General features: G+C 67.2%; 22 protein-coding genes. 13 read left to right on the top strand and 9 right to left on the bottom strand.

The annotated features are described in order from the left end of the window. Nucleotides 1-28 precede the first annotated feature (28 nt). The 3 genes from NS355_RS03745 (at nucleotide 29) to rlmN (ending at nucleotide 2,508) form a co-directional block, all read left to right on the top strand. Nucleotides 29-673: a histidine phosphatase family protein gene (locus NS355_RS03745; RefSeq protein ID WP_058744453.1), complete on the top strand. Its 645-nt coding sequence runs from the start codon at nucleotides 29-31 to the stop codon at nucleotides 671-673. Beyond that, nucleotides 670-1,134: a hypothetical protein gene (locus tag NS355_RS03740; protein ID WP_058744452.1), complete on the top strand. Its 465-nt coding sequence runs from the start codon at nucleotides 670-672 to the stop codon at nucleotides 1,132-1,134. Before NS355_RS03745 ends, NS355_RS03740 begins: the two co-directional genes overlap by 4 nt. A 165-nt stretch (nucleotides 1,135-1,299) precedes the next feature. Then, complete coding sequence (gene rlmN, locus NS355_RS03735; protein WP_058744475.1) at nucleotides 1,300-2,508, top strand: 23S rRNA (adenine(2503)-C(2))-methyltransferase RlmN; 1,209 nt, start codon at nucleotides 1,300-1,302, stop codon at nucleotides 2,506-2,508. A 135-nt stretch (nucleotides 2,509-2,643) separates the two neighbouring features. On the opposite strand, the gene NS355_RS03730 is transcribed toward rlmN, so the two are convergent. From NS355_RS03730 to NS355_RS03720, 3 genes are read right to left on the bottom strand one after another with little or no spacing between them, the layout of a single operon-like run. Further along, complete coding sequence (locus NS355_RS03730; RefSeq protein WP_058744451.1) at nucleotides 2,644-3,870, bottom strand: SAM-dependent methyltransferase; 1,227 nt, start codon at nucleotides 3,868-3,870, stop codon at nucleotides 2,644-2,646. Nucleotides 3,871-3,888: 18 nt separating this feature from the next. Continuing rightward, the gene (locus tag NS355_RS03725; RefSeq protein WP_058744450.1) at nucleotides 3,889-4,632 is read right to left on the bottom strand and encodes a molybdopterin-dependent oxidoreductase; all 744 of its coding nucleotides are present in this window, start codon (nucleotides 4,630-4,632) and stop codon (nucleotides 3,889-3,891) included. Further along, entirely contained in the window at nucleotides 4,629-5,366 is a 738-nt protein-coding gene (locus NS355_RS03720) for a cytochrome b/b6 domain-containing protein (RefSeq protein WP_058744449.1), read from the bottom strand. The genes NS355_RS03725 and NS355_RS03720 overlap by 4 nt, the downstream gene beginning before the upstream one ends. Before the next feature lie 25 nt (nucleotides 5,367-5,391). On the opposite strand from NS355_RS03720, the gene NS355_RS03715 reads away from it, so the two are divergent. The 4 genes from NS355_RS03715 to NS355_RS03700 all read left to right on the top strand — a co-directional run bounded on the left by NS355_RS03715 (nucleotide 5,392) and on the right by NS355_RS03700 (nucleotide 7,947). Beyond that, a complete protein-coding gene (locus tag NS355_RS03715) occupies nucleotides 5,392-6,015 on the top strand; it encodes a flavin reductase family protein (RefSeq protein ID WP_058744448.1) in 624 nt (207 codons plus the stop codon). A gap of 102 nt (nucleotides 6,016-6,117) precedes the next feature. Further along, on the top strand, nucleotides 6,118-6,585 hold the full coding sequence (locus tag NS355_RS03710; protein ID WP_058744447.1) for a hypothetical protein: 468 nt from the start codon (nucleotides 6,118-6,120) through the stop codon (nucleotides 6,583-6,585). An 86-nt stretch (nucleotides 6,586-6,671) separates the two neighbouring features. Then, on the top strand, nucleotides 6,672-7,205 hold the full coding sequence (locus NS355_RS03705) for a DUF3617 domain-containing protein (protein WP_058744446.1): 534 nt from the start codon (nucleotides 6,672-6,674) through the stop codon (nucleotides 7,203-7,205). Between the two features lie 298 nt (nucleotides 7,206-7,503). Continuing rightward, a complete protein-coding gene (locus NS355_RS03700) occupies nucleotides 7,504-7,947 on the top strand; it encodes a hypothetical protein (RefSeq protein WP_058744445.1) in 444 nt (147 codons plus the stop codon). Here NS355_RS03700 and NS355_RS03695 read toward each other — a convergent pair. The 3 genes from NS355_RS03695 to NS355_RS03685 form a co-directional block, all read right to left on the bottom strand. Then, nucleotides 7,938-8,696 carry a sulfite exporter TauE/SafE family protein gene (locus NS355_RS03695; RefSeq protein WP_058744444.1) on the bottom strand — a complete coding sequence of 253 codons (759 nt, stop codon included), beginning with the start codon at nucleotides 8,694-8,696 and terminating at the stop codon, nucleotides 7,938-7,940. The two genes, NS355_RS03700 and NS355_RS03695, sit on opposite strands and share 10 nt — an antisense overlap. 94 nt (nucleotides 8,697-8,790) lie before the next feature. After that, nucleotides 8,791-9,195 carry a hypothetical protein gene (locus NS355_RS03690; RefSeq protein WP_058744443.1) on the bottom strand — a complete coding sequence of 135 codons (405 nt, stop codon included), beginning with the start codon at nucleotides 9,193-9,195 and terminating at the stop codon, nucleotides 8,791-8,793. Then, on the bottom strand, nucleotides 9,192-9,623 hold the full coding sequence (locus tag NS355_RS03685; RefSeq protein WP_058744442.1) for a TIGR01244 family sulfur transferase: 432 nt from the start codon (nucleotides 9,621-9,623) through the stop codon (nucleotides 9,192-9,194). The genes NS355_RS03690 and NS355_RS03685 overlap by 4 nt, the downstream gene beginning before the upstream one ends. Before the next feature lie 156 nt (nucleotides 9,624-9,779). Between NS355_RS03685 and NS355_RS03680 the strand changes: the two genes are divergently transcribed. From NS355_RS03680 to NS355_RS03660, 5 genes are all read left to right on the top strand, one after another. Further along, a complete protein-coding gene (locus NS355_RS03680) occupies nucleotides 9,780-10,805 on the top strand; it encodes a YncE family protein (RefSeq protein WP_058744441.1) in 1,026 nt (341 codons plus the stop codon). A 48-nt stretch (nucleotides 10,806-10,853) separates the two neighbouring features. Further along, nucleotides 10,854-12,026 (top strand): lycopene beta-cyclase CrtY, encoded by a 1,173-nt coding sequence (gene crtY / locus NS355_RS03675; RefSeq protein WP_058744440.1) that lies wholly within the window; start codon nucleotides 10,854-10,856, stop codon nucleotides 12,024-12,026. Then, the gene (locus NS355_RS03670; RefSeq protein ID WP_058744439.1) at nucleotides 12,023-13,498 is read left to right on the top strand and encodes a phytoene desaturase; all 1,476 of its coding nucleotides are present in this window, start codon (nucleotides 12,023-12,025) and stop codon (nucleotides 13,496-13,498) included. The genes crtY and NS355_RS03670 overlap by 4 nt, the downstream gene beginning before the upstream one ends. A gap of 142 nt (nucleotides 13,499-13,640) precedes the next feature. Continuing rightward, complete coding sequence (locus NS355_RS03665) at nucleotides 13,641-14,597, top strand: alpha/beta hydrolase (protein WP_153008030.1); 957 nt, start codon at nucleotides 13,641-13,643, stop codon at nucleotides 14,595-14,597. 25 nt (nucleotides 14,598-14,622) lie between these two features. After that, nucleotides 14,623-15,576, top strand: a complete 954-nt coding sequence (locus tag NS355_RS03660) for a hypothetical protein (RefSeq protein ID WP_153008029.1) — start codon at nucleotides 14,623-14,625, stop codon at nucleotides 15,574-15,576. 128 nt (nucleotides 15,577-15,704) lie between these two features. Here the strand turns inward: NS355_RS03660 and NS355_RS03655 are convergent, their stop codons facing one another. Further along, complete coding sequence (locus NS355_RS03655) at nucleotides 15,705-17,531, bottom strand: ABCB family ABC transporter ATP-binding protein/permease (RefSeq protein ID WP_058744437.1); 1,827 nt, start codon at nucleotides 17,529-17,531, stop codon at nucleotides 15,705-15,707. 47 nt (nucleotides 17,532-17,578) lie between these two features. Here NS355_RS03655 and NS355_RS03650 point away from each other — a divergent pair, with 47 nt between their 5' ends. Continuing rightward, entirely contained in the window at nucleotides 17,579-17,923 is a 345-nt protein-coding gene (locus tag NS355_RS03650; RefSeq protein ID WP_244489541.1) for a hypothetical protein, read from the top strand. Between the two features lie 43 nt (nucleotides 17,924-17,966). On the opposite strand, the gene NS355_RS03645 is transcribed toward NS355_RS03650, so the two are convergent. Continuing rightward, a complete protein-coding gene (locus NS355_RS03645; protein WP_058744435.1) occupies nucleotides 17,967-18,917 on the bottom strand; it encodes a phytoene/squalene synthase family protein in 951 nt (316 codons plus the stop codon). Next, a complete protein-coding gene (locus NS355_RS03640; RefSeq protein WP_058744434.1) occupies nucleotides 18,914-19,495 on the bottom strand; it encodes a TIGR00730 family Rossman fold protein in 582 nt (193 codons plus the stop codon). Before NS355_RS03640 ends, NS355_RS03645 begins: the two co-directional genes overlap by 4 nt.

Below are 19,495 nucleotides of genomic sequence, written 5' to 3'. Positions count from 1 at the left end.
GCAACAGCCGCGACAGGGATGGCGGGTCATGAAGCCCCCGCAAGCACCGCCCGCCCGGAAAGGCCGCGACTATATCGCCCGGCATGGCGAGACGGTGTTCAACCGGATCGGATGCATCCAGGGCGACCGGGTCGAGCTGCACACGCCGCTGACCCGCCGGGGATTCGCGCAAGCCGACGTGATCGGCCAAGTCCTGCAAGAACGACTCGGCACGGCCCCGGCGCTGACGCTCTGGTCTTCGCCCACGGGCCGCGCGCTTCAGACGCTGGCGGTGATCGCCGAGCATCTGGCGCTCGACTGGCATGAGGCGCGCCACGATGTCCGGCTGATCGAACTGGGCTTCGGCAGCTGGGGCGGACAGCGTTTCGCCGATCTGACCGCGATCCATGGCCCGATCGTCCATCCGCATGGCATGGCGGTCGGCGCACCCGACGGCGAACGCTATGCGGCGATGGCGGGGCGGCTATCGGCGTGGATGGCGGATACGGCCGAACATGACGGCGACCGGCTGATCCTGATGCACGGCCTGTCCAGCCGGGTGCTGCGCGGGTTGCTGCTGGGCCTGCCCGACGATGGCTTGTGCGGCGTGCCGGTGGCCGAGCGCCTGCCACAGGGGTCGATCGTGATGGTCGAGGGCGGGCAGGAGACGATAATTCACCGGGCCGGCGCATGAAGCGGCTGGCGGTGTCCCTGGCGCTGGTCGCCGCGCCCGTCCTCGCGCGCGATACGATCGGCATCTACAAGGGCTGGGGTGCGTTTCGCGATCCCGACCGCTGCTACGCCATCGCCAAGCCGGTGCTGGCGAACGGGCGGGTCGGCGGTTTCGCCAGCGTCGGCACCTGGCCCGCCAAGCGCCTGCGCGAATCCTTCCACGCGCATCTGAGCCTCCCGCGCGACCGCACCGCCGCCGTCACGCTGGCGATCGGCGAGCGCCGCTTTCCGCTGGTCGGCACGACCCAGGACGTCTGGGCACCCGACGCGGCCACCGACCATGCGCTGGTCATGGCGATACGCTCGGGCCGCAGCATGAGCGTCTCCGCCGTCGATCCGCGTCACCGCCCCTTCGCCGACACCTATGCGCTGGGAGGCGCGGCGGCGGCGATCGATGCGGCGACGCTGGCGTGTGTGGGGTGAACCCAATCCTCCCCGGCACGGGGAGGGGAACCAGCGAAGCTGGTGGAGGGGGATCGCCGCACACGACATCCTGTGTGGAAGCCCCCCTTCGTCAGGCCTGCGTCCTGCCACCTCCCCGTATCGGGGAGGATAGAAATGTCCGCGATTTTGCGCTATGGGGACGCCATGCAGACAGTTTCGGCCGCCCTCATGCCCATTCCGGGGCACATCGATCCCGTGCCCGTGCCGCGCGGCGTGCAACCGCGTCCCGATGGGCGCGTCGACCTGATCGGCCTGACCAAGGACCAGCTGCGCGAGGCGTTGTTGTCCGGCGGCATGGAATTGAAGCAGGCCAAGCTGCGCTCGAAGCAGATATGGCATTGGCTCTACAATCGCGGCGCGACCCGCTTTGCCGACATGACCGACATCGCCAAGGCGCAGCATCCCTGGCTGGAGGAACGCTTCGTCATCGGCCGCCCCGAGGTGGTCGAGGCGCAGGTGTCGAGCGACGGCACGCGCAAGTGGCTGCTTCGCTCCGCCGACGGGCAGGATTACGAGATGGTGTTCATCCCCGACGCCGATCGGGGCACTTTGTGCGTGTCGAGCCAGGTCGGGTGCACACTGAACTGTCGTTTCTGCCACACCGGCACGATGCGCCTCGTCCGCAACCTGACGGCGGGCGAGATCGTCGGGCAGGTCATGCTGGCGCGCGACTCGCTCGGCGAATGGCCCAGCCAGCCCGAGGGGCGGATGCTGACCAACATCGTCATGATGGGCATGGGCGAGCCGCTCTATAATTTCGATGCGGTACGCGATGCGCTGAAGCTGGTGATGGACGGCGACGGGCTGGCGCTGTCCAAGCGTCGCATCACCCTGTCGACCAGCGGCGTCGTGCCGATGATGGCGCGCGCGGGGGCCGAGATCGGCGTGAACCTGGCCGTATCGCTCCACGCCGTGACTAAGGACGTACGCGACGAGCTGGTGCCGCTGAACAAGAAATACGGCATCGAGGAACTGCTGCAGGCCTGCGCCGACTATCCCGGGGCCAACAATGCCCGGCGCATCACGTTCGAATATGTGATGCTGAAGGACAAGAACGACTCGGACGCCGATGCGCACGAGCTGGTCCGGCTGCTGCGCCATTACGACCTGCCCGCCAAGGTGAACCTGATCCCGTTCAACCCCTGGCCGGGTGCCGATTACGAATGCTCGACGCCGGAACGCATCCGCCGCTTCTCCGACATCGTGTTCGAGGGCGGCATCTCCGCGCCGGTCCGCACCCCGCGCGGGCGCGACATCGATGCGGCCTGCGGCCAGCTGAAGACGGCTGCCGAGAAGAAGAGCCGCGCGCAGCTCGACCGCGAGGCGGAAGAGAAGTTCGCGGCTCTGGGGTGACTCGATCCTCCCCGGCACGGGGAGGTGGCAGGCCGAAGGCCTGACGGAGGGGGGCTTGCCGCGCAGGTCGTACCTTGCGGAACGCCCCTCCACCACCGCTTCGCGGCGGTCCCCCTCCCCGTGCCGGGGAGGATTTTAGTCCCTGAGCGCGCGTTCGCCCTCGAACATATAATCCCGCGTGACCGGCACCGAGAGCCGCCCGCGCGTCAGCTGCACCTGGTAATTGCACAGCCCGCCATTGCGGAACGCCGCACCCGCGCCCGCCAGATAGAACAGCCACATGCGGTAGAAACGCTCGTCGTAAAGGTCGACGATGCGGTCCTTTGCCTCCACCGTCCGGTCGTACCAGATGTCGAGCGTCCAGCCATAATGGCAGCGCAGCACCTCGACATCGGTCAGGAACATGCGAAGCCCTTCCTGCGCGCGGACGATCTCCGACAGCGCCGGGTTGTAGCCGCCGGGGAAGATGTACTTGGTCGTCCAGTCGTCGGTGACGCCCGGCCCGTTCAGCCGTCCGATCGTGTGGAGCAGCATCACGCCGTCCTCGGTCAGCAGGTCGCGGCACTTGCGGAAGAAGGTGCGATATTGCGGCGGGCCGACATGCTCGAACATGCCGACCGAGACGATGCGGTCGAACTGCCCCTCCACGCGGCGATAGTCGATCAGCTCGAACTTCACCTTGTCGGCGACGCCCAGCGCCTCGGCACGCGCGCGGGCGACTTTCAGCTGTTCCTCGGACAGGGTAACGCCCAGCACTTCGGCGCCGCATTTCTGGTGCAGGTACAGCGCCATGCCGCCCCAGCCGCAACCGATATCGAGGACCTTCATCCCCGGCTCGATCGCGAGTTTCGCCGCGATATGCGCCTTCTTGTCGCGCTGCGCCCGCTCCAGGTCGTTCTGCGGATCGGTGAAGTAGGCGCAGCTATATTGTTTGTCGGTGTCGAGGAAGAGTTCGTAGAGCGTGCCCGACAGGTCGTAATGATGCGCGACGTTCTTCTTCGACCGGCGCTCCATGTTGATCCGGTCGATGCGATGCTTGATCGCGCCCGCCGCCCGGACCAGCCGCGAGGGGTTCAGGTTAGCCCGACCCGCCTCCCATTTGTCATTGGCGGTCAGCAGCTCGACAAGATCACGGACATCGCCCTTCTCGACGACCAGGCGGCCGTCCATGAAACACTCGCCCGCCGCCAGCGCGGGGTTGCGCACGATCTGCCCGGCGACACGGGAGTCCGTAAAGCGGATCGCGACGTCGGGATAACCGGGCTCGGGCGAGCCGAACTCGCGGACCTTTCCATCATGATGGGTGAGAGACAGGCGGCCCTTGCGGACCGCGCGCGACAGAAAGAGATCGATCAGCGCCATATGGCACCGCCTAGTGCCTTAAATACCGGCATACCAGTCATAATCGACGTGATCTTCCCAGTATCCGCCCTTGCCCAAACCTATGTTAGCCAGACTGTCCACCGCATCGATCCGCATCAGATATTTGGCGTGCTTATAGCCCAGCTGCCGCTCGACGCGCAGCCGCAGGGGGGCACCGTGGCCGATGTCGAGCATCCGCCCGTTCATGCCCCAGGCCAAGATCGTCTGGGGATGGAAGGCGTCGATCAGGTCAATCGATTCATAATAGGGCTGCCCGCCATACAGGTCGGCACAGGTGAAGACGACATAGCGCGCTCGGGTGCTGATATCGGCGGCCTTCAGGATGTTGCCGAGCATCGGCCCCATCCACTCGCCGATCGCGCTCCACCCTTCGACACAGTCGTGACGGGTGATCTGACGCCGTGCGGGGAACTCCCCGATCTGGCGCAGCGACAGCGAGAGGGGTTTGGCCACCAGCCCACCGACCTTAAGCCGCCAGTCCTCGAACCGGTTGGCCGCCAGCGCGGCATATTCGGGCGTGCCCGGGTTGCGCGTGCCGTTGGTGCGGAAGATCGGCGACATCTGGTCGCGGCGATATTCCGGCGCCAGCGCCCCCCGGTCCATCAGCGCACGTTGCAGCCCCTTCTGCATATCCTCGCCCGCGAACAGGATTTTCCGGGCCGTCGGCTGCTGGATCACCTTGTCGCAGCCCGCAAGCAGCAGCCCGGCCCCGCCGGTCAGGATGGTGCGACGGGCAATCATTCGGGAACCCTCCAACGGCCGGTAATCATCGAGCGGAGTTCGTTGAGCGGCCCGGCCAGGATGACCAGCACCAGATGGACGATCAGGAACAGCGCCAGCAGCGTTGCCGTGATAAAATGGATCGAGCGCGCCGATTGCCGCCCGCCCAGCACGTCCAACACCCAGGGCCAGGCCGCGTTCATGCCCGGCGACAGCGCGATGCCGGTCAGGATGGCGAGCGGCAAGGCGATGAACAGCACGCCCGCATAGCTCAGCTTCTGGAACAGGTTATAGGCGCGCGGATCGCGCTCGTCGTGAAAGCGGAACGCCAGATGCCGCCGAAAATCGGCCCAGATGGCGGCGGGCCGCAATTCGCGCCCCCGGATACGCAGGTCGCGCTGGAAATGCCGCGTGACCAGGCCGCCGATCATATAGGCAAGCAGCCCGAACCCCAGCACCAGCGCGAAGAACAGATGCCAGCGCCGCGAGATCGCCAGATTATAGCGGGCCGGAATGGTCAGCCACGCCGGGAAGTATGGCAGGCTCGCCCAGGCGGAATCGAAATTCGCACCGTACCGTCCCCAATAGAGCCGGGGATGCGCGTTGGAGATGCCCAGCCCCGATCCCAGCAGGATCAGCACCGCGATCGCATTGACCCAGTGCCAGATGCGCGTCACCCAATTGTGGCGACGAATGACGGTTCCGGCGATGACGGTTCCGGCTCTTTCCGGCTCGGTCGGCGTTCCGGTTTCCATCCACACTCCCTTTCGGTGACCATCCATGATCGACAACTGGCATTTCTACGAACCCGTCAACGGTCATGGGCTGGCGCATGATCCCTTGAACGCGATCGTCGCGCCACGCCCGATCGGCTGGATCGGCAGCCGGTCGAGCGCAGGCGTCAACAATCTAGCACCCTACAGCTTTTTCAACGTCTTCAACTACCGTCCGCCGCTGATCGGCTTTTCGTCGCAGGGTTGGAAGGACTCGGTCGCCAACATCGCCGAGACCAAGGTCTTCACCTGGAACCTCGCCACCATGACGCTGGCGCAGGCGATGAACGCCAGTGCGGCGGCCGTGCCCGCCGAGGTGGACGAGTTCGCCCTGTCGGGGGTGACGGCGCGGGACGGACAGCTGGTCGACGCCCCGCGCGTGGCGGAGAGCCCGGTATCGTTCGAATGCCGTCTGACCCAGTTGATCCGGCTGGAGACCAAGGAGGGGCGCGAACTGGACCAGTGGCTGGTCATCGGCGAGGCGGTGGGCATCCATATCGCCGCCGACCTGATCGAGAACGGCATCTACCAGACCGCGCGCGCGCGCCCGATCCTGCGCGGCGGCGGGCCGGTCGACTATTTCGAGGTGACGGAAGCGGCCCGCTTCGAGATGCGGCGCCCCGATTCCTGATCCGACTGATGAAACGGGCCGCCGCATAGCATTTCTGTGATCGTATACGGCTTTGTAACCCTCTGACGCGATAGGCTGGCCGATGTTTTGAGAAGGCCCACCATGCTGACCGAGCTTCGGGATCATCACGCCGCGTTGACGCGCCTGCTGGATGCCCATCGCAACCTGTGCGACGCCACGCCGATCGATTACCAGGCCCTGCGCCACGTCCGATGGCAGGTCGCGCATGTCAGCCGGAAGCGCCTGGCCTTTCTGGCGGACACCATTTTTCCTTTTGCCGAAGCCCATGGCCACGTGAAGGCGGCCGCCGGGCTGCTGGCGCTGCGGGATGACGCGCCGATCTATGGCCAGATCCTGTCGGCCTTTATCGCTCGCTGGTCGATGGAGGCGGTCGCGGCCGACACCATCGGCTATGCGAGCGCGTCCCTTGCCTATCGTCGCGATGTCGACAAGCGGCTGTTTGCGGAGGAACGCCATCTGCGCCTGTTGCTGACCGAAGTCGAATGGCTGTCTGCGGGCGTATTCCCCTTATCGGCGGATCGGATGGCGGCGGCCGCGACCGCCTTCTGACGGCAACCCGAAACCCATCCATGTGTTGGTACGGCACCGGCGGAACGGTCATGGCCGATATCCGCCCGCAGCACAGGAGGGTTTTCATGAAATTGTTCGTCCCGCTGATCCTGATCGGCGCCTTGCCGCTGGCCGCGTGCGACCAGAAGACCGGCTCGACCACCGTGACCAGCAACGCCGCGACCGGCGAGGTGACGCAAACCCAGACCGGAGCCGGATCGGCCGTCGCCAGGCTGGAGCCCGGCAAATGGGAGGTGAAGACCCAGGTCAGCGATCTGAAGATGGCGAACATGCCCAAGGGCGTCGGCTCGACCCCGCCCGCCCAGACCAACAGCATCTGCCTGACCGCCGAACAGGCGGCGAAGGGCCCCGCCGAGTTGCTGATGCAGGCGCAATCGGACTGCACCGTCAAAAGCTCGACCTTCGAGGGCGGCAAGGTCGAGAGCGAACTGACCTGCAAGATGCCCGGCGACATGACCATGCACAGCAAGACGAAGGGCAGCTTCACCGCGACCAGCTTCACCACCGATCAGGATATGGAAATGACCGGCGCGCATCCGATGTCGCAAAAGGTCCATACCGAGGGCCGCCGCATCGGCGCCTGCGACGGCGCGAAGTGATCCTCCGCCGGGTCGGAGTGGCGACATCCCGGCCCGGCCCCACGCCGCGCGACATATTAAAGTTTGATTTGGATTAATGTGACAGAATGCCCCCGATCAGGAGGCATTTGATGACCCGATAACATGACAATCCCTATCGCCGTCGCGGGGGTATCAGCCGCTGAAGGCGTGACGACGACGCGGGAAGGTCGGGGGGCCGATCCCGCTATCATATCCTGGATCGCACACAGGTCGCCGGGGCGGGGCGGCGGAAAGCAAGCTGACGAATACGATCCCGACGATGTCGAAGGCCCACTCCATGTTGCACGAATGGCTCGAATGGCGCGACGCATTGGCGCGCTTCATGAACGAACACCGGATTGTGTGCCAAGCGCCCACCCCCGATCCTGTCGCCGTCAGCGGAGCCCGCTGGCGTATTTCCCAGGCCAGCCGCCAGCGTGCGAGCTGGCTGGCCGCCGTGGTCCATCCCCTGGCCGAACGGCTGGCGCACACACCCGGCGGCGCGGCTTGGCTGGCGTTGCAGGCGGACATGCCGGTCTATCGTCAGCGCATATCGCAATTCATCTCACACTGGCCGATCGAGGCGATCGTCGATGACTGGGACAGATATCGCCGTGTCATTCCCGAACTGCGTGCCGAGGTGGCGGCATGGCTGCGTAACGAGGAATTCGCGATCCGGGCGCTGGCGGCGGAGTTGGAAGCGGAGGCGCTGCCCCCGATGGCCATCCCCCGTCAGGCATAGCCGCGATAGAAGAACACCGCCGTCGTCACCGTGGTCAGCAACAGCGTCCAGCCACGGATGAGTCCGGCAGGCAGCCTGCGCCCGATCAGCGCGCCGCTCCACCCGCCGACGATACCGCCCGCCAGCATCGGCAGGCACTGCGCCCAGGCCACCATGCCCGTCGCCACGAAGACCATGGTCGCCGCCGCATTGGCGGTCGCCAGCATCAGCGTGCGCGGCGCGGCCAACTGCGCCGGATTGCGTCCCGAGAGCAGCCCCCAGGCGGCGGTCACCATCATGCCGATGCCGCCGCCGAAATAACCGCCATAGATGCCCAGCACCGCCTGCGCCCCCATCAGCGCGCGCGGCCCCGGCCGGGCGATCCGCGCCAGCCATTCCGAGGCATGCCGCCCGCCCGCGATGGCGATCGTCGCGGTCAGCAGCAGCCAGGGCACGATCAGGTCGAAGGCGCGCGGCGGCGTCAGGAACAACAGGATGCTGCCCAGCAGCGCGAAGACGAAGGTCAGCGCCGCCATCCGCCGCATCGACACGCCCATCACCGGCTCCAGCCCGTGGCGATAGGCCCAGACGCTCGCCATGGCGGCAGGCTGCAGCGCGACGTTGGAGGTGGCATTGGCGATGGTCGAGGGCAGGCCGAGCGCGATCAGCGTCGGCATGGTCGAGAAGCTACCACCCCCCGCCAGCGCATTCATCGCGCCCCCGATAATGCCTCCGGCGGCAGCAAGCGCGAGGAAGGTCCAGTCGATCATGCGGGGAATTGCCCCTCCACCATCCTCCCCAAGCTTTGCTTGGGGAGGGGGACCGCCCGGCGCAGCCGGGTGGTGGAGGGGCCAGCCCCCGCCCTCAACGCGGCGCCAGCCGCCGGATGTCGAGCACGTCCACCCCGGCCAGCATCACCGGGCCGAAACGCCCCTCGACCTCCGCGACGATGCCCTCGGCGGTCGAGCGCACCCGCGTCCAGGGGATTTCGCGTACCGCGACCCGGCGGCCCTGCCGCTTCAGCGCCGCGACCCGGCCATCGGTCGCCACCACCAGCGCGCCCTGGCCATCGGCACCGACCACGGCCCCCGCCACGGTGAAACCCGCCAGTGCCGCCTCGGCCGCCGCCGCGACATCCTCTGGCGAGCCGATCCGGCGGTCGCGACGACGCGTGCAGAGCCAGGCGATACCCGCCCCGCCCAGCGCCATGCCGACGCCCAGCCCGGCCAGCGCCCCGGTCGTCACCGTGCCGACGAGCGGCAGGATCATCCGGCGTTGCCTGCCAGCGCGTCCAGCGTCGGGCGCAGGCCGGACAGGTCGTAGCCCGCCCCCTCGGCCTGCATCACGATTAGCGTCGGGTTGCGCCCGGCTTTGGCCGCCGCCAGCGCCCACAAATTGCAGCTGCGCGTGCCCGACCGGCAATAGGCCAGCACCGGCCCCTTGGCCTCGATCAGCGCCTGGGTCATCTGGTCGACCATCTCGTGGCTGAACCCGCCGGGCGTCACGGGAATGGCGGTATAGGCCAGCCCCTGATCCTCGGCGGCGGCGCGAATCGAATCGCCGGTCGGCTGGCCCGGCTCCTCGCCATCGGGACGGTTGTTGACGATGGCGGCATAGCCCGCCGCCTTGATCGCGGCGATGTCCTCGGGCCGGATCTGGGGAGCGACGGCGACGCTTTCGTTGATGGAGCGGATCATGCGGTTCACCTATTCAATGGGCCGTTTCACCGCAACCGGTGGCGGACCGACTTTGCCGAAAAGACGCATCAGTTTCGCATCGGCTCCGCCGGGCGGCGGAACATACGGCCCCGCGCCACGTCTGGCTGTCGTCCCCCCTTGTTCAGGAGCCGCCCCATGCCGCCGATCGATCGCCGTCAGGGCCTGTGGAGCCTGGCCATTCTGGGCGTGGCCTCCGCCCTGCCCCTCGCCTGGGCGCGCCGGGCACAGGCGGCGCCCCTGAAGCGCGGCGTGCTGGCGGTCGTCGAAAAGGGCACGGGCGGCGTCGTCTTCTACCGCGTGCCGGGCGGCGAGCGGCTGGGCCAGGTTCCGCTGGGCCCGCAGCCGCACGAGATGGTCGCCGATGCGGACGGCCGCTTCGCCTATGTCGGCGGGTACGGCGTGAAGGGCTGGCAGTTCGGCGGCGAGGGCGGGCACCAGATCTGGGTGATCGATCTGGAGGCGCGCAAGCTCGCGCGCACCATCGACCTGTCGCCGCACCGCCGCTGGCACGGGATGCGGATGGACGCCAAGGGGCGTCTCTATGCCCTGTCCGAGACCGACAGCCTGCTCGCCCGCTTCGACACGCCCGCCACCGCCGACAGCCCAGACCGGATGATCCCGGTCGGCGGCGCGCGCAGCCATTATTTCGTGGTGAAGGCCGATGGCACCCGCGCCTATGTCGCCGACACGATGAGCGGCACCGTCATCATGGTCGATCCCGACGATGCCAGCTTCGCGCCCGTCAAGCAGCATATCGGCCAGGCACCCGAGGGGCTGGCGCTCAGCCCCGATGAGCGGACGCTCTATGTGATCGACCGCCCGGCGGGCGTGCTCCACGCCCTCGACGCGGTGACGCTGCGTCCGCGCGCGCGCACTACCCTGCGCGGCGAGGCGGTGCGGGTGATCGTGGCGAGCGACGGCCGGTTGATCGTGTCGAACACCGCCGACAAGAGCCTGACCCGCCATTCGCCCGCCACGCTGGCCGAGGAAGCGCGGCTGCCGCTGCCTGCCGCCGCGCCGGGTCTGAACCTGCCCGCCGGCGGGTCGATCCTGTACGCGGCACTCGAGAATAACCGGATCGCCATCATCGATCTGGCGGCGTGGAAGATCACCGGCGGCTTTGCGACCGGCGACGCGCCCGACACGGCCGTCCTTCTGTAATGGCACCGACCCTTTGCCTTGGCCCCGCTTTCCGGTAGCGGTAGCGCGATGGCTGCCAAAATCTCCTGCGATGTCGCGATCATTGGCGCAGGCCTGGCCGGTGGGCTGATCGCGCTCGCGCTGAAAGCCCGCCACCCTTCGCTCGACGTCCGATTGGTCGACGCGGGCGAGACGATCGGCGGCAACCACCTCTGGTCCTTTTTCGGCAGCGACGTGGCCAAGCGCGACCGCTGGATCGTCGAGCGCCTCGTCGCGCACGGCTGGCGCAGCTATGACGTCGCCTTTCCGGCGCATTCACGCACCCTGAACCAGACCTATTATTCGATCGAAAGCCACCGCCTCGACGCCGAGGTGCGCCGGGTCCTGCCGCCGCACGCGCTGGTGCTGGGGCGCAAGGTGCTGGCGGTGTCGGCCACCGCCGCCGTCTTCGCCGATGGCGACCGGGTGGAGGCGACGGGCGTGATCGACGCGCGGGGTGCTGGCGACCTGTCCGCGCTGTCCTGCGGCTGGCAGAAGTTCGTCGGGCAGGAGTTGAAGCTTACCCGGCCGCACGGCGTCGAGCGGCCGGTCGTGATGGACGCCACCGTCAAGCAGCTGGACGGCTATCGCTTCGTCTACACCCTGCCCTTCGCCGAGGACCGGATCTTCGTCGAGGACACCTATTATTCCACCTCCGCCGAGTTGAACCGTCGCGCCATCGTCCAGCGGATCGAGCGCTATGCCGACAGCCGCGACTGGGTGGGGGCAGAGGTGGTGCGCGAGGAGGCGGGCGTGCTGCCGGTCGCGATGGGCGGCGATTTCGATGGCTATTGGCGCAGCGGCGGGGCCAGGACGCCCAAGGCCGGAATGCGCGCCGGGCTGTTCCACCCGACGACCGGCTATTCGCTGCCCGATGCGATCCGCATGGCAGCGATGCTGGCCGATCGGCGTGACTTTGCCGGGGCCGACCTGCACGACGCGACCTATCGCATGGCACGCGATGCGTGGGATGCGCGCGGCTTTTACCGGATGCTCGACACGATGTTGTTCAAGGCTGCGGAGCCGGATGAGCGATACCGCGTTCTGGAGCGTTTCTATCGTCTTCCGCCCGACCTGATCGGGCGTTTCTATGCGGGGCAATCGACCATGGCCGACAAGGCAAGAGTTTTGACCGGACGGCCGCCGGTGCCGATCCTGCGCGCCATCGCGGCCCTGAGAGGCCAGTCCGGGGGTCGGGCATGAAGAGCGCGGTCGTCATCGGATCGGGTTTCGGCGGGCTGGCGCTGGCCATCCGCCTGCAATCGGCGGGCGTGCAGACGACGATCGTCGAGGCGCGCGACAAGCCCGGCGGTCGTGCCTATTATTGGGAGCGGGACGGCTTCACCTTCGACGCCGGACCCACGGTCATCACCGATCCGGCGTGTCTGGAGGAACTGTGGGCGCTGACCGGCCGGTCGATGTCCGAGGACGTCAAGCTCGACCCCGTAAGCCCCTTTTACCGGCTCAACTGGGTCGACGGCACCAATTTCGATTACAGCAACGACGATACCCAGCTGCGGTCCGAAATCGCCAAGCTGAACCCCGACGATATCGAGGGCTATGGCAAGTTCCTGGACTATGCCGAGGGGGTGTACCGCGAAGGCTATGAGAAGCTCGGCCATGTCGCGTTTCTCGACTTCGCCTCGATGATCAAGGCCGCGCCCGCACTGGCCAAATACAAGGCATGGAACTCGGTCTATGCCATGGTGTCGAAGTTCGTGAAGTCGGAGAAGCTGCGCGAGGCGCTCTCCTTCCACACGCTGCTCGTCGGCGGCAATCCGATGACCACCAGCGCCATCTATGCCTTGATTCACAAGCTGGAGCGCGATGGCGGCGTCTGGTTCGCGCGCGGCGGCACCAACCGGCTGGTGGCGGGCATGGTCGCGCAGTTCGAGCGGATCGGTGGCGTCATCCGGCTGGGCGATCCGGTGACGCGAATCGAGACGCTGGGCGACCGCGCGACCGGCGTGGTGACGAAGAGCGGCCTGACCATCCAGGCCGATGCCGTCGCGACCAATGCCGACATCATGCACAGCTATCGCGACCTGCTGTCCGACAACCGCTCGGCCCGGCGGACGGTCAACCGGCTGGAGCGCAAGCGCTACTCGCCGTCGTTGTTCGTCGTCCATTTCGGTATCAAGGGCGCGTGGCCGGGTATCCCGCACCACATGATCCTGTTCGGCCCGCGCTATAAGGGTCTGCTGACCGACATCTACGACACCGGCGTGCTGTCGGAGGATTTCTCGCTCTACCTCCACCACCCAACCGTCACCGATCCCAGCCTCGCGCCCGAGGGTCATTCGACCTTCTATGCGCTGGCCCCGGTGCCGCACATGGGCAAGTTCCCGATGGACTGGGACGAGGTCGGGCCGATCCTGGAAAAGCGCATCCTGGACGAGGTCGGCCGTCGCCTGATTCCCGATATCCACGAGCGGATCGTGACCAAGTTTCACTATGCGCCCGCCGACTTCGCCACCGACCTGAACGCGCATATGGGCTCGGCCTTCTCGCTGGAGCCGATCCTGACCCAGAGCGCCTATTTCCGGGTCCACAACCGCGACGATTCGATCCCGAACCTGTATTTCGTCGGCGCGGGCACCCATCCGGGCGCGGGCATTCCGGGCGTGGTCGGCAGCGCCAAGGCCACGGCGGCGCTGATGTTGGAGCGGCAGTAACGCACCCTACTCTCCGTTCCGCCTGAGCGAAGTCGAAGGCCACGCCACGCCCTCTCGGCACGGTCATCGGCCAGGCCTTCCCTTTGCCTTCGACTTCGCCCACGCTGGACGGCGTTGAAGGGGTTGGCCAGGGGGAAAGATCATGCCGTTCGTCACGCTGCTCGCCGCCATGATCGCTGCCGCCACGCCGATGACCGACCGGGACATGGCCGCCCCCGGCCCTCAAGGCCCCCTGAAGGGAAGCTGGACCGGGCCGGAGGGCGCGAAGGTTCCGGTGGTGCTGATGATCCCCGGGTCGGGACCAACCGACCGTGACGGCAACAGCCCGCGCGGGCTGAAGGCCGCCTCGTTACGCCTGCTGGCGGAAGGGCTGGCGGCGAAGGGGATCGCCAGCGTGCGGATCGACAAGCGCGGCATGTTCGCCAGCGCGGGCGCGGTGCCCGACGCCAACCAAGTGACGATCGACGATTACGCCGCCGACACCCGCGCCTGGATCGCCGCGATCCGCGCGAAGACCGGTGCGCCCTGCGTCTGGGTGCTGGGGCATAGCGAAGGCGGCATGGTCGCGCTGGACACCGCCGCCGCCAGACCCGCAGACCTGTGCGGCATCATCGCCATCTCCACCCCCGGACGGCCATTGGGCAAAGTGATGCGGGCACAATTCCACGCCAATCCGGCCAATGCGCCCCTCCTGGCCGATGCCGACCGCGCGATCGATGCCCTGGAGGCCGGGCGAACCATCCCCGCGGCCAGCCTGACGCCGCCGCTGCCGATGATCTTTGCCGACGCGGTCCAGCCCTTCCTGATCAACGCCTTCACCAAGGACCCGGCCAAGCTGGCAGCGGCGGCGACGAAGCCGCTGCTGATCGTGCAGGGCGAGGCCGATCTGCAAGTCACGGTCGAGGACGCCCGGACGCTGAAAGCCGCGCAATCCAAGGCGACATTGGTCCTGCTGCCCGGCGTCAATCATGTGCTGAAGACGGTGGAGGGCGACAGCCAGGGGGCGAATATCGCGACCTATGCCGATCCCAACCTGCCGATCGCGCCCGGCGTGGTGACGGCGGTGGCGGACTTCATCATGGATCACCCTGCGCAATAAAGTCCGGTCCGGCCACAAAGCCGACATGATTACCCTTGATCGTTACCCGGTCGTCACGACACCGGGAGATATCATGATGCGCCGTTTTGCCTGGCTCTTGCTGGCCACCCTGACGGCCGCCGCGCCGCCGCCGACCGAGCGCGTGATCGCGCCGGACGGCCTGGTGCCGGTCACGATCAACGGCGTCACCCGCACCGTGCGGATCGATCCGGGGGCGACAGCGATGCCCATCATCACCACCGAATTTGCCAAAGCCTCCAGCATGAAGCCGGGCATGTTCGGCTTCATGATGGGCTTCGGGCCCAACGTCAGGATCTCCGGCGGCACAGCCTTGGCGCGGGTCGCGTTTGGCGGCGGAAATCCCGCCAAACGTCGCATCGGCTTCACCGAAAAGCCATTTGCATCTGGTATAGCAGGCGTATTCGGACCGGGGAGCCTGCCCGATCCGATCGTTCACTTCCGCCTGCGCGATTCCGTCGCAGGTGAGCGAACCACTGTATTTCCAATGGTTGATCAGGGCGATCTGTTCGGCGGCTGGGCCGAGCGTTTCGCGATCATCATGGTCGAGGGGCAACCGATGCGGGTTCGCTTCGACCCCCATCATCCACGTACGTTGGCCAATGCGGGGGCGGCAGTGCGACTTGCTCGAGCCTATGGCGGCACACTGTCGGGATCAACTAGCCCGGCCGAGATCGCTTTTGGTGTCGAGCGACCGATTCGCGCGATGACCTTGGCAACACCCCTTACGGTCGGCCCGCTGAGTATTGCGACGCTGGGGGTACGCACGGTCGATCATGGCAATACTGACACGATCGCAGACGCCGATCAGCATGCCGATCCCAATGAGGTTGTGGTGACCGGCAAAGGTAAGCACGACATCAAGCGCGACCGCCTGTCGATTGGTGCGGACCAGCTAAACCGCTGTTCGTCGATCGTGTTCGACAAGCCCGCCCGGCAGATACGGCTGAGTTGCCGATAACATCCTCCCCGGCATGGGGAGGTGGCAGCGCGCAGCGCTGACGGAGGGGGCGTGCCGTCAAGGACGTCCCATGAGGCGATCCCCTTCCACCATCCTTCGGATGGTCCCCCTCCCCGTGCCGGGGAGGATCACGCCAGCATCGCGTCTTCCTCGGCCTGCTCGACCTCGGCAGCCTGGCGCGCCCACATCTCGGCATAGAGCCCGCCCTTCGCCAGCAATTCGCCGTGCATGCCGCGCTCGGCCACGCGGCCGCCGTCGAGGACGACGATCTGGTCGGCATGGACGACGGTCGACAGACGGTGCGCGATGACCAGGGTGGTCCGCCCGCGCTCGATCGCCTGGAGCGTGGCGAGGATGTCCGCCTCGGTCCGGCTGTCGAGCGCACTGGTCGCTTCGTCCAGGATCAGGATCGGCGGGTTCTTCAGCAGCGTGCGCGCGATCGCCACGCGCTGCTTTTCGCCGCCCGACAGCTTCAGCCCGCGCTCGCCGACGCGGGTCGCATAGCCCTGGGGCTGGCGCTCGATGAAGTCGGCGATGGCCGCGCCCTTCGCGGCGCGTTCGACATCGGTCTGGTCGGCGCCCTCGCGGCCATAGGCGATGTTGTAGCCGATGGTCTCGTTGAACAGCACCGTATCCTGCGGCACGATGCCGATCGCGGCGCGCACGCTGTCCTGCGCCACTGCCGACACTGGCTGGCCGTCGATGGTGATCGCGCCGGAATTCACGTCGTAGAAGCGATAGAGAAGGCGCGCGAGCGTCGACTTGCCCGCGCCCGACGGCCCGACTACCGCGCAGGTCGTGCCCGCGGGTATGTCGAGCGTCAGCCCCTTCAGGATGGTCCGCTCGGGATCATAGCCGAAGACGACATCGTCGAAGCGGACATGCCCGCCGGTCACCTTCAACAGCGGCGCGCCGGGCGTGTCGACGACTTCGGCGGGCGTGTCGATCAGGTCGAACATCGCGCCCATGTCGATCACGCCCTGACGGATCGTGCGATAGACCATGCCGAGCAGGTCGAGCGGCCGGAACAGCTGCGACAACAGGGTCGACACGAGCACCACGTCACCCGCCGACGCCCCGCCCCGGCTCCATTCGCGCACGACCCAGGCCATGGCGAAGCCCAGCATCAGGCTGGTGATCGCCGCCTGCCCGACGTTCAGCCAGGCCAGCGAGTTTTCCGACTTGGTGGCCGCGCGCGCATAGGCGGCGACGCCGTTCTCATACCGCCGCGCCTCACGCTCCTCGGCGTTGAAATATTTGACCGTCTCGAAATTCAGCAGCGAGTCGACCGCATGCGCGACCGCGCCGGTGTCGAGGTCGTTCATCTGCGTGCGCAAGGCATTGCGCCAGTCGGTCACCTTGCGGGTGAAGACGATATAAAGGACGACCATCGCGATGGTGGTGACGACCAGCACGGGTCCGAAGCTGCGCCCGAAGATCGCCAGGACCAGTCCCAGTTCCAGCACGGTCGGCGCGATGTTGAAGAGCAGGAAATACAGCATCGTGTCGATGCTCTTGGTCCCCCGCTCGACGACCTTGGTGACGGCGCCCGTCCGCCGCTCCAGATGGAAGCGCAGCGACAGGCGGTGGAGGTGGCGGAACACGTCCGCTGACAGGCGTCGGGTCGCATCCTGCCCGACCATCTCGAACACCGCATTGCGCAGATTGTCGAACAGGGTGGTCGCGAACCGCGCGCCCGCATAGCCGACGACCAGCAGGATCACGAGCGTCACCGCACTCCGATCGTTCGCCGCCATCCGGTCGACCGCATATTTGAACGTATAGGCCGCCCCCAACACCTGGACCAGCTTGGACAGGATGACGAGCGCCATCGCCGCCACGATCCGCAGGCGCAGGCCGGGCTCTCCGGCGGGCCAGAGATAGGGGAGGAAGCGGCGGAGCGTCGGGATCAGCGGCCGGTCGGCCGTCCCGGCGGTGGGATCGATTGGGGGCATGTCCGAACCATGTCGGATGATCGGGCCTGCAGTTCAATCCCGATGGCATGGCCGACGCAGCTGTCCCTAGCGAAAAAGGCAATCTGTCCCGCCGCCCGACAGGCGCGAAATCGGAACCTCCGGCCGCGCTGATGTGTTTTTCCTTCCAAGTGGAGGCGGTTATGCAGCCAGTTTTTTTCGTGATGGCGATCCTGGGTTGTGGCGACGGCAGCGTGGACTGCACGGAGGCGCGCATGGTCCCCGCCCGCTATGAAACCATGGCGAAGTGCCGGGCCGACCTGGCCAACCGCATCGCCGCCAACACCGACGTCCCCTATCCCGTGATCGGCGCCGATTGCCGCCGCATGGGTGCACAGATGGTCAAGACCGAACGCAAGCCGACCAAGGGCTGAAGCCCTTTCTCCGTTCTGGCTGAACGGGGGTATGTGCGCGGGCTTAACGCGGTCGTGTCCACAGCCCTGGATCGCGTGGGGTAATTCGCATCCTATCCCGTCGCGCGGCCTGGATGCTGGCGCGCGTCATGAAGCCGAGCTTCTCCAGCTTGCCGGTGCCGACCCGCCCATCCCAGGCCCTGCGCCCGCGCTTGGCCACCTTGCGCCCGATCGCGCCATAGATCGCCGCCGCCGACAACACCGCCCAGGCCGAACGATAGGAGAGCGCGGGCGTCCCCATCCGCGCACTCGCCTCGAACAAGGCGGCCTGATCGGTCAGTCGCCGTGCCAGGGCGCTCAGGCCGGGCCGGTGCGACGGCGCCATGATCGCGTCGGGCGCGATGCTCTTATAGGCCAGCCACTGGCGCGGCAGATAATGCCGCCCCGCCCCCGCATCCTCGGCGATGTCGCGCGCGATATTGGCCAGCTGAAACGCCATGCCCAGGTCGCAGGCGCGGTCGAGCACCGCGTCATCGTCCGGCGCGACGCCCATCGTCACCGCCATCATGCAGCCGACGACGCCCGCCACGTGATAGCAATAGCGGTAGAGATCGTCCTCGGTCTCCGGCCGCCAGTCCTGGGCATCCAGCGCGAATCCGGCGATCAGGTCGCGCGGCCAGCGATGCGGCATCCCTGTCTCGGCCACGACCACACGGAGCGCGTCGAAGGCCGGGTCGCCGACCACCCGGCCAGCCAGTGCCGCCTCGGTCTTCTCGGTCAATTCGGCCAGCCGCACGGGCGCATCGGCGACGCGGGTCATGCCATGGCCATGATCCTGCCCGTCGGCGATATCGTCGCAGCGGCGGCACCAGGCATAGAGCAGCCAGGCCCGCGCGCGCGTCTCGGGATCGAACAACAGGCTCGCCGCCGCAAAGCTCTTCGAGCCCCTGGCGATCGAGGCCCGCGCCGCCGCCACCAGCGCGTCGCGCTCGGTCGGGGCGGCGGCGTCGCTCACAGATCGTCCGCGTTCATGCGCACGATCGGCTGGGTCGGCACATGCGCGCCCATCCGGTCGAGCAGGCCGTCGAGCGTGGTGTCGACGATCAGCAGCTCGCGATGCTGCGGCCGTAGGAAACCGACCTCGCCCATCTTCTCCCAGAAGGCGACGAGATGGTCGTAATAGCCGCCGGTGTTGAGCAGTCCGACCGGATCGGCATGATAGCCCAGCTGCGCCCAGCTCAGCGCTTCCCACAGTTCGTCCATCGTCCCGGTGCCGCCCGCGATGGTGATGAAACCGTCCGACAGGTCGGTGAACGCCTTCTTGCGCTCGTGCATGCCCGGCACGACGTGCAGCTCGGTCAGGCCGCGATGCGCGACCTCGGCATCGACCAGCGCCTGCGGGATGATGCCGATCACCTCGCCGCCCGCCGCCAGTGCCGCATCCGCCACCGCACCCATCAGGCCCAGCCGCCCGCCGCCATAGACGACGCCGATCCCCCGCTCCGCCAGTCCACGCCCGACCTCGCGCGCGGTCTCGATATATTGGGGGTCGGAGGGGGTCGCCGACCCGCAGTAAATGGCCAATCGCTTCAT

This window comes from Sphingomonas yabuuchiae (assembly GCF_001477495.1).
Taxonomy (GTDB): domain Bacteria; phylum Pseudomonadota; class Alphaproteobacteria; order Sphingomonadales; family Sphingomonadaceae; genus Sphingomonas; species Sphingomonas yabuuchiae_A.
The sequence above is the reverse complement of the archived record's forward strand: the minus strand, read 5'-3'. Positions and strand labels throughout refer to the sequence as shown.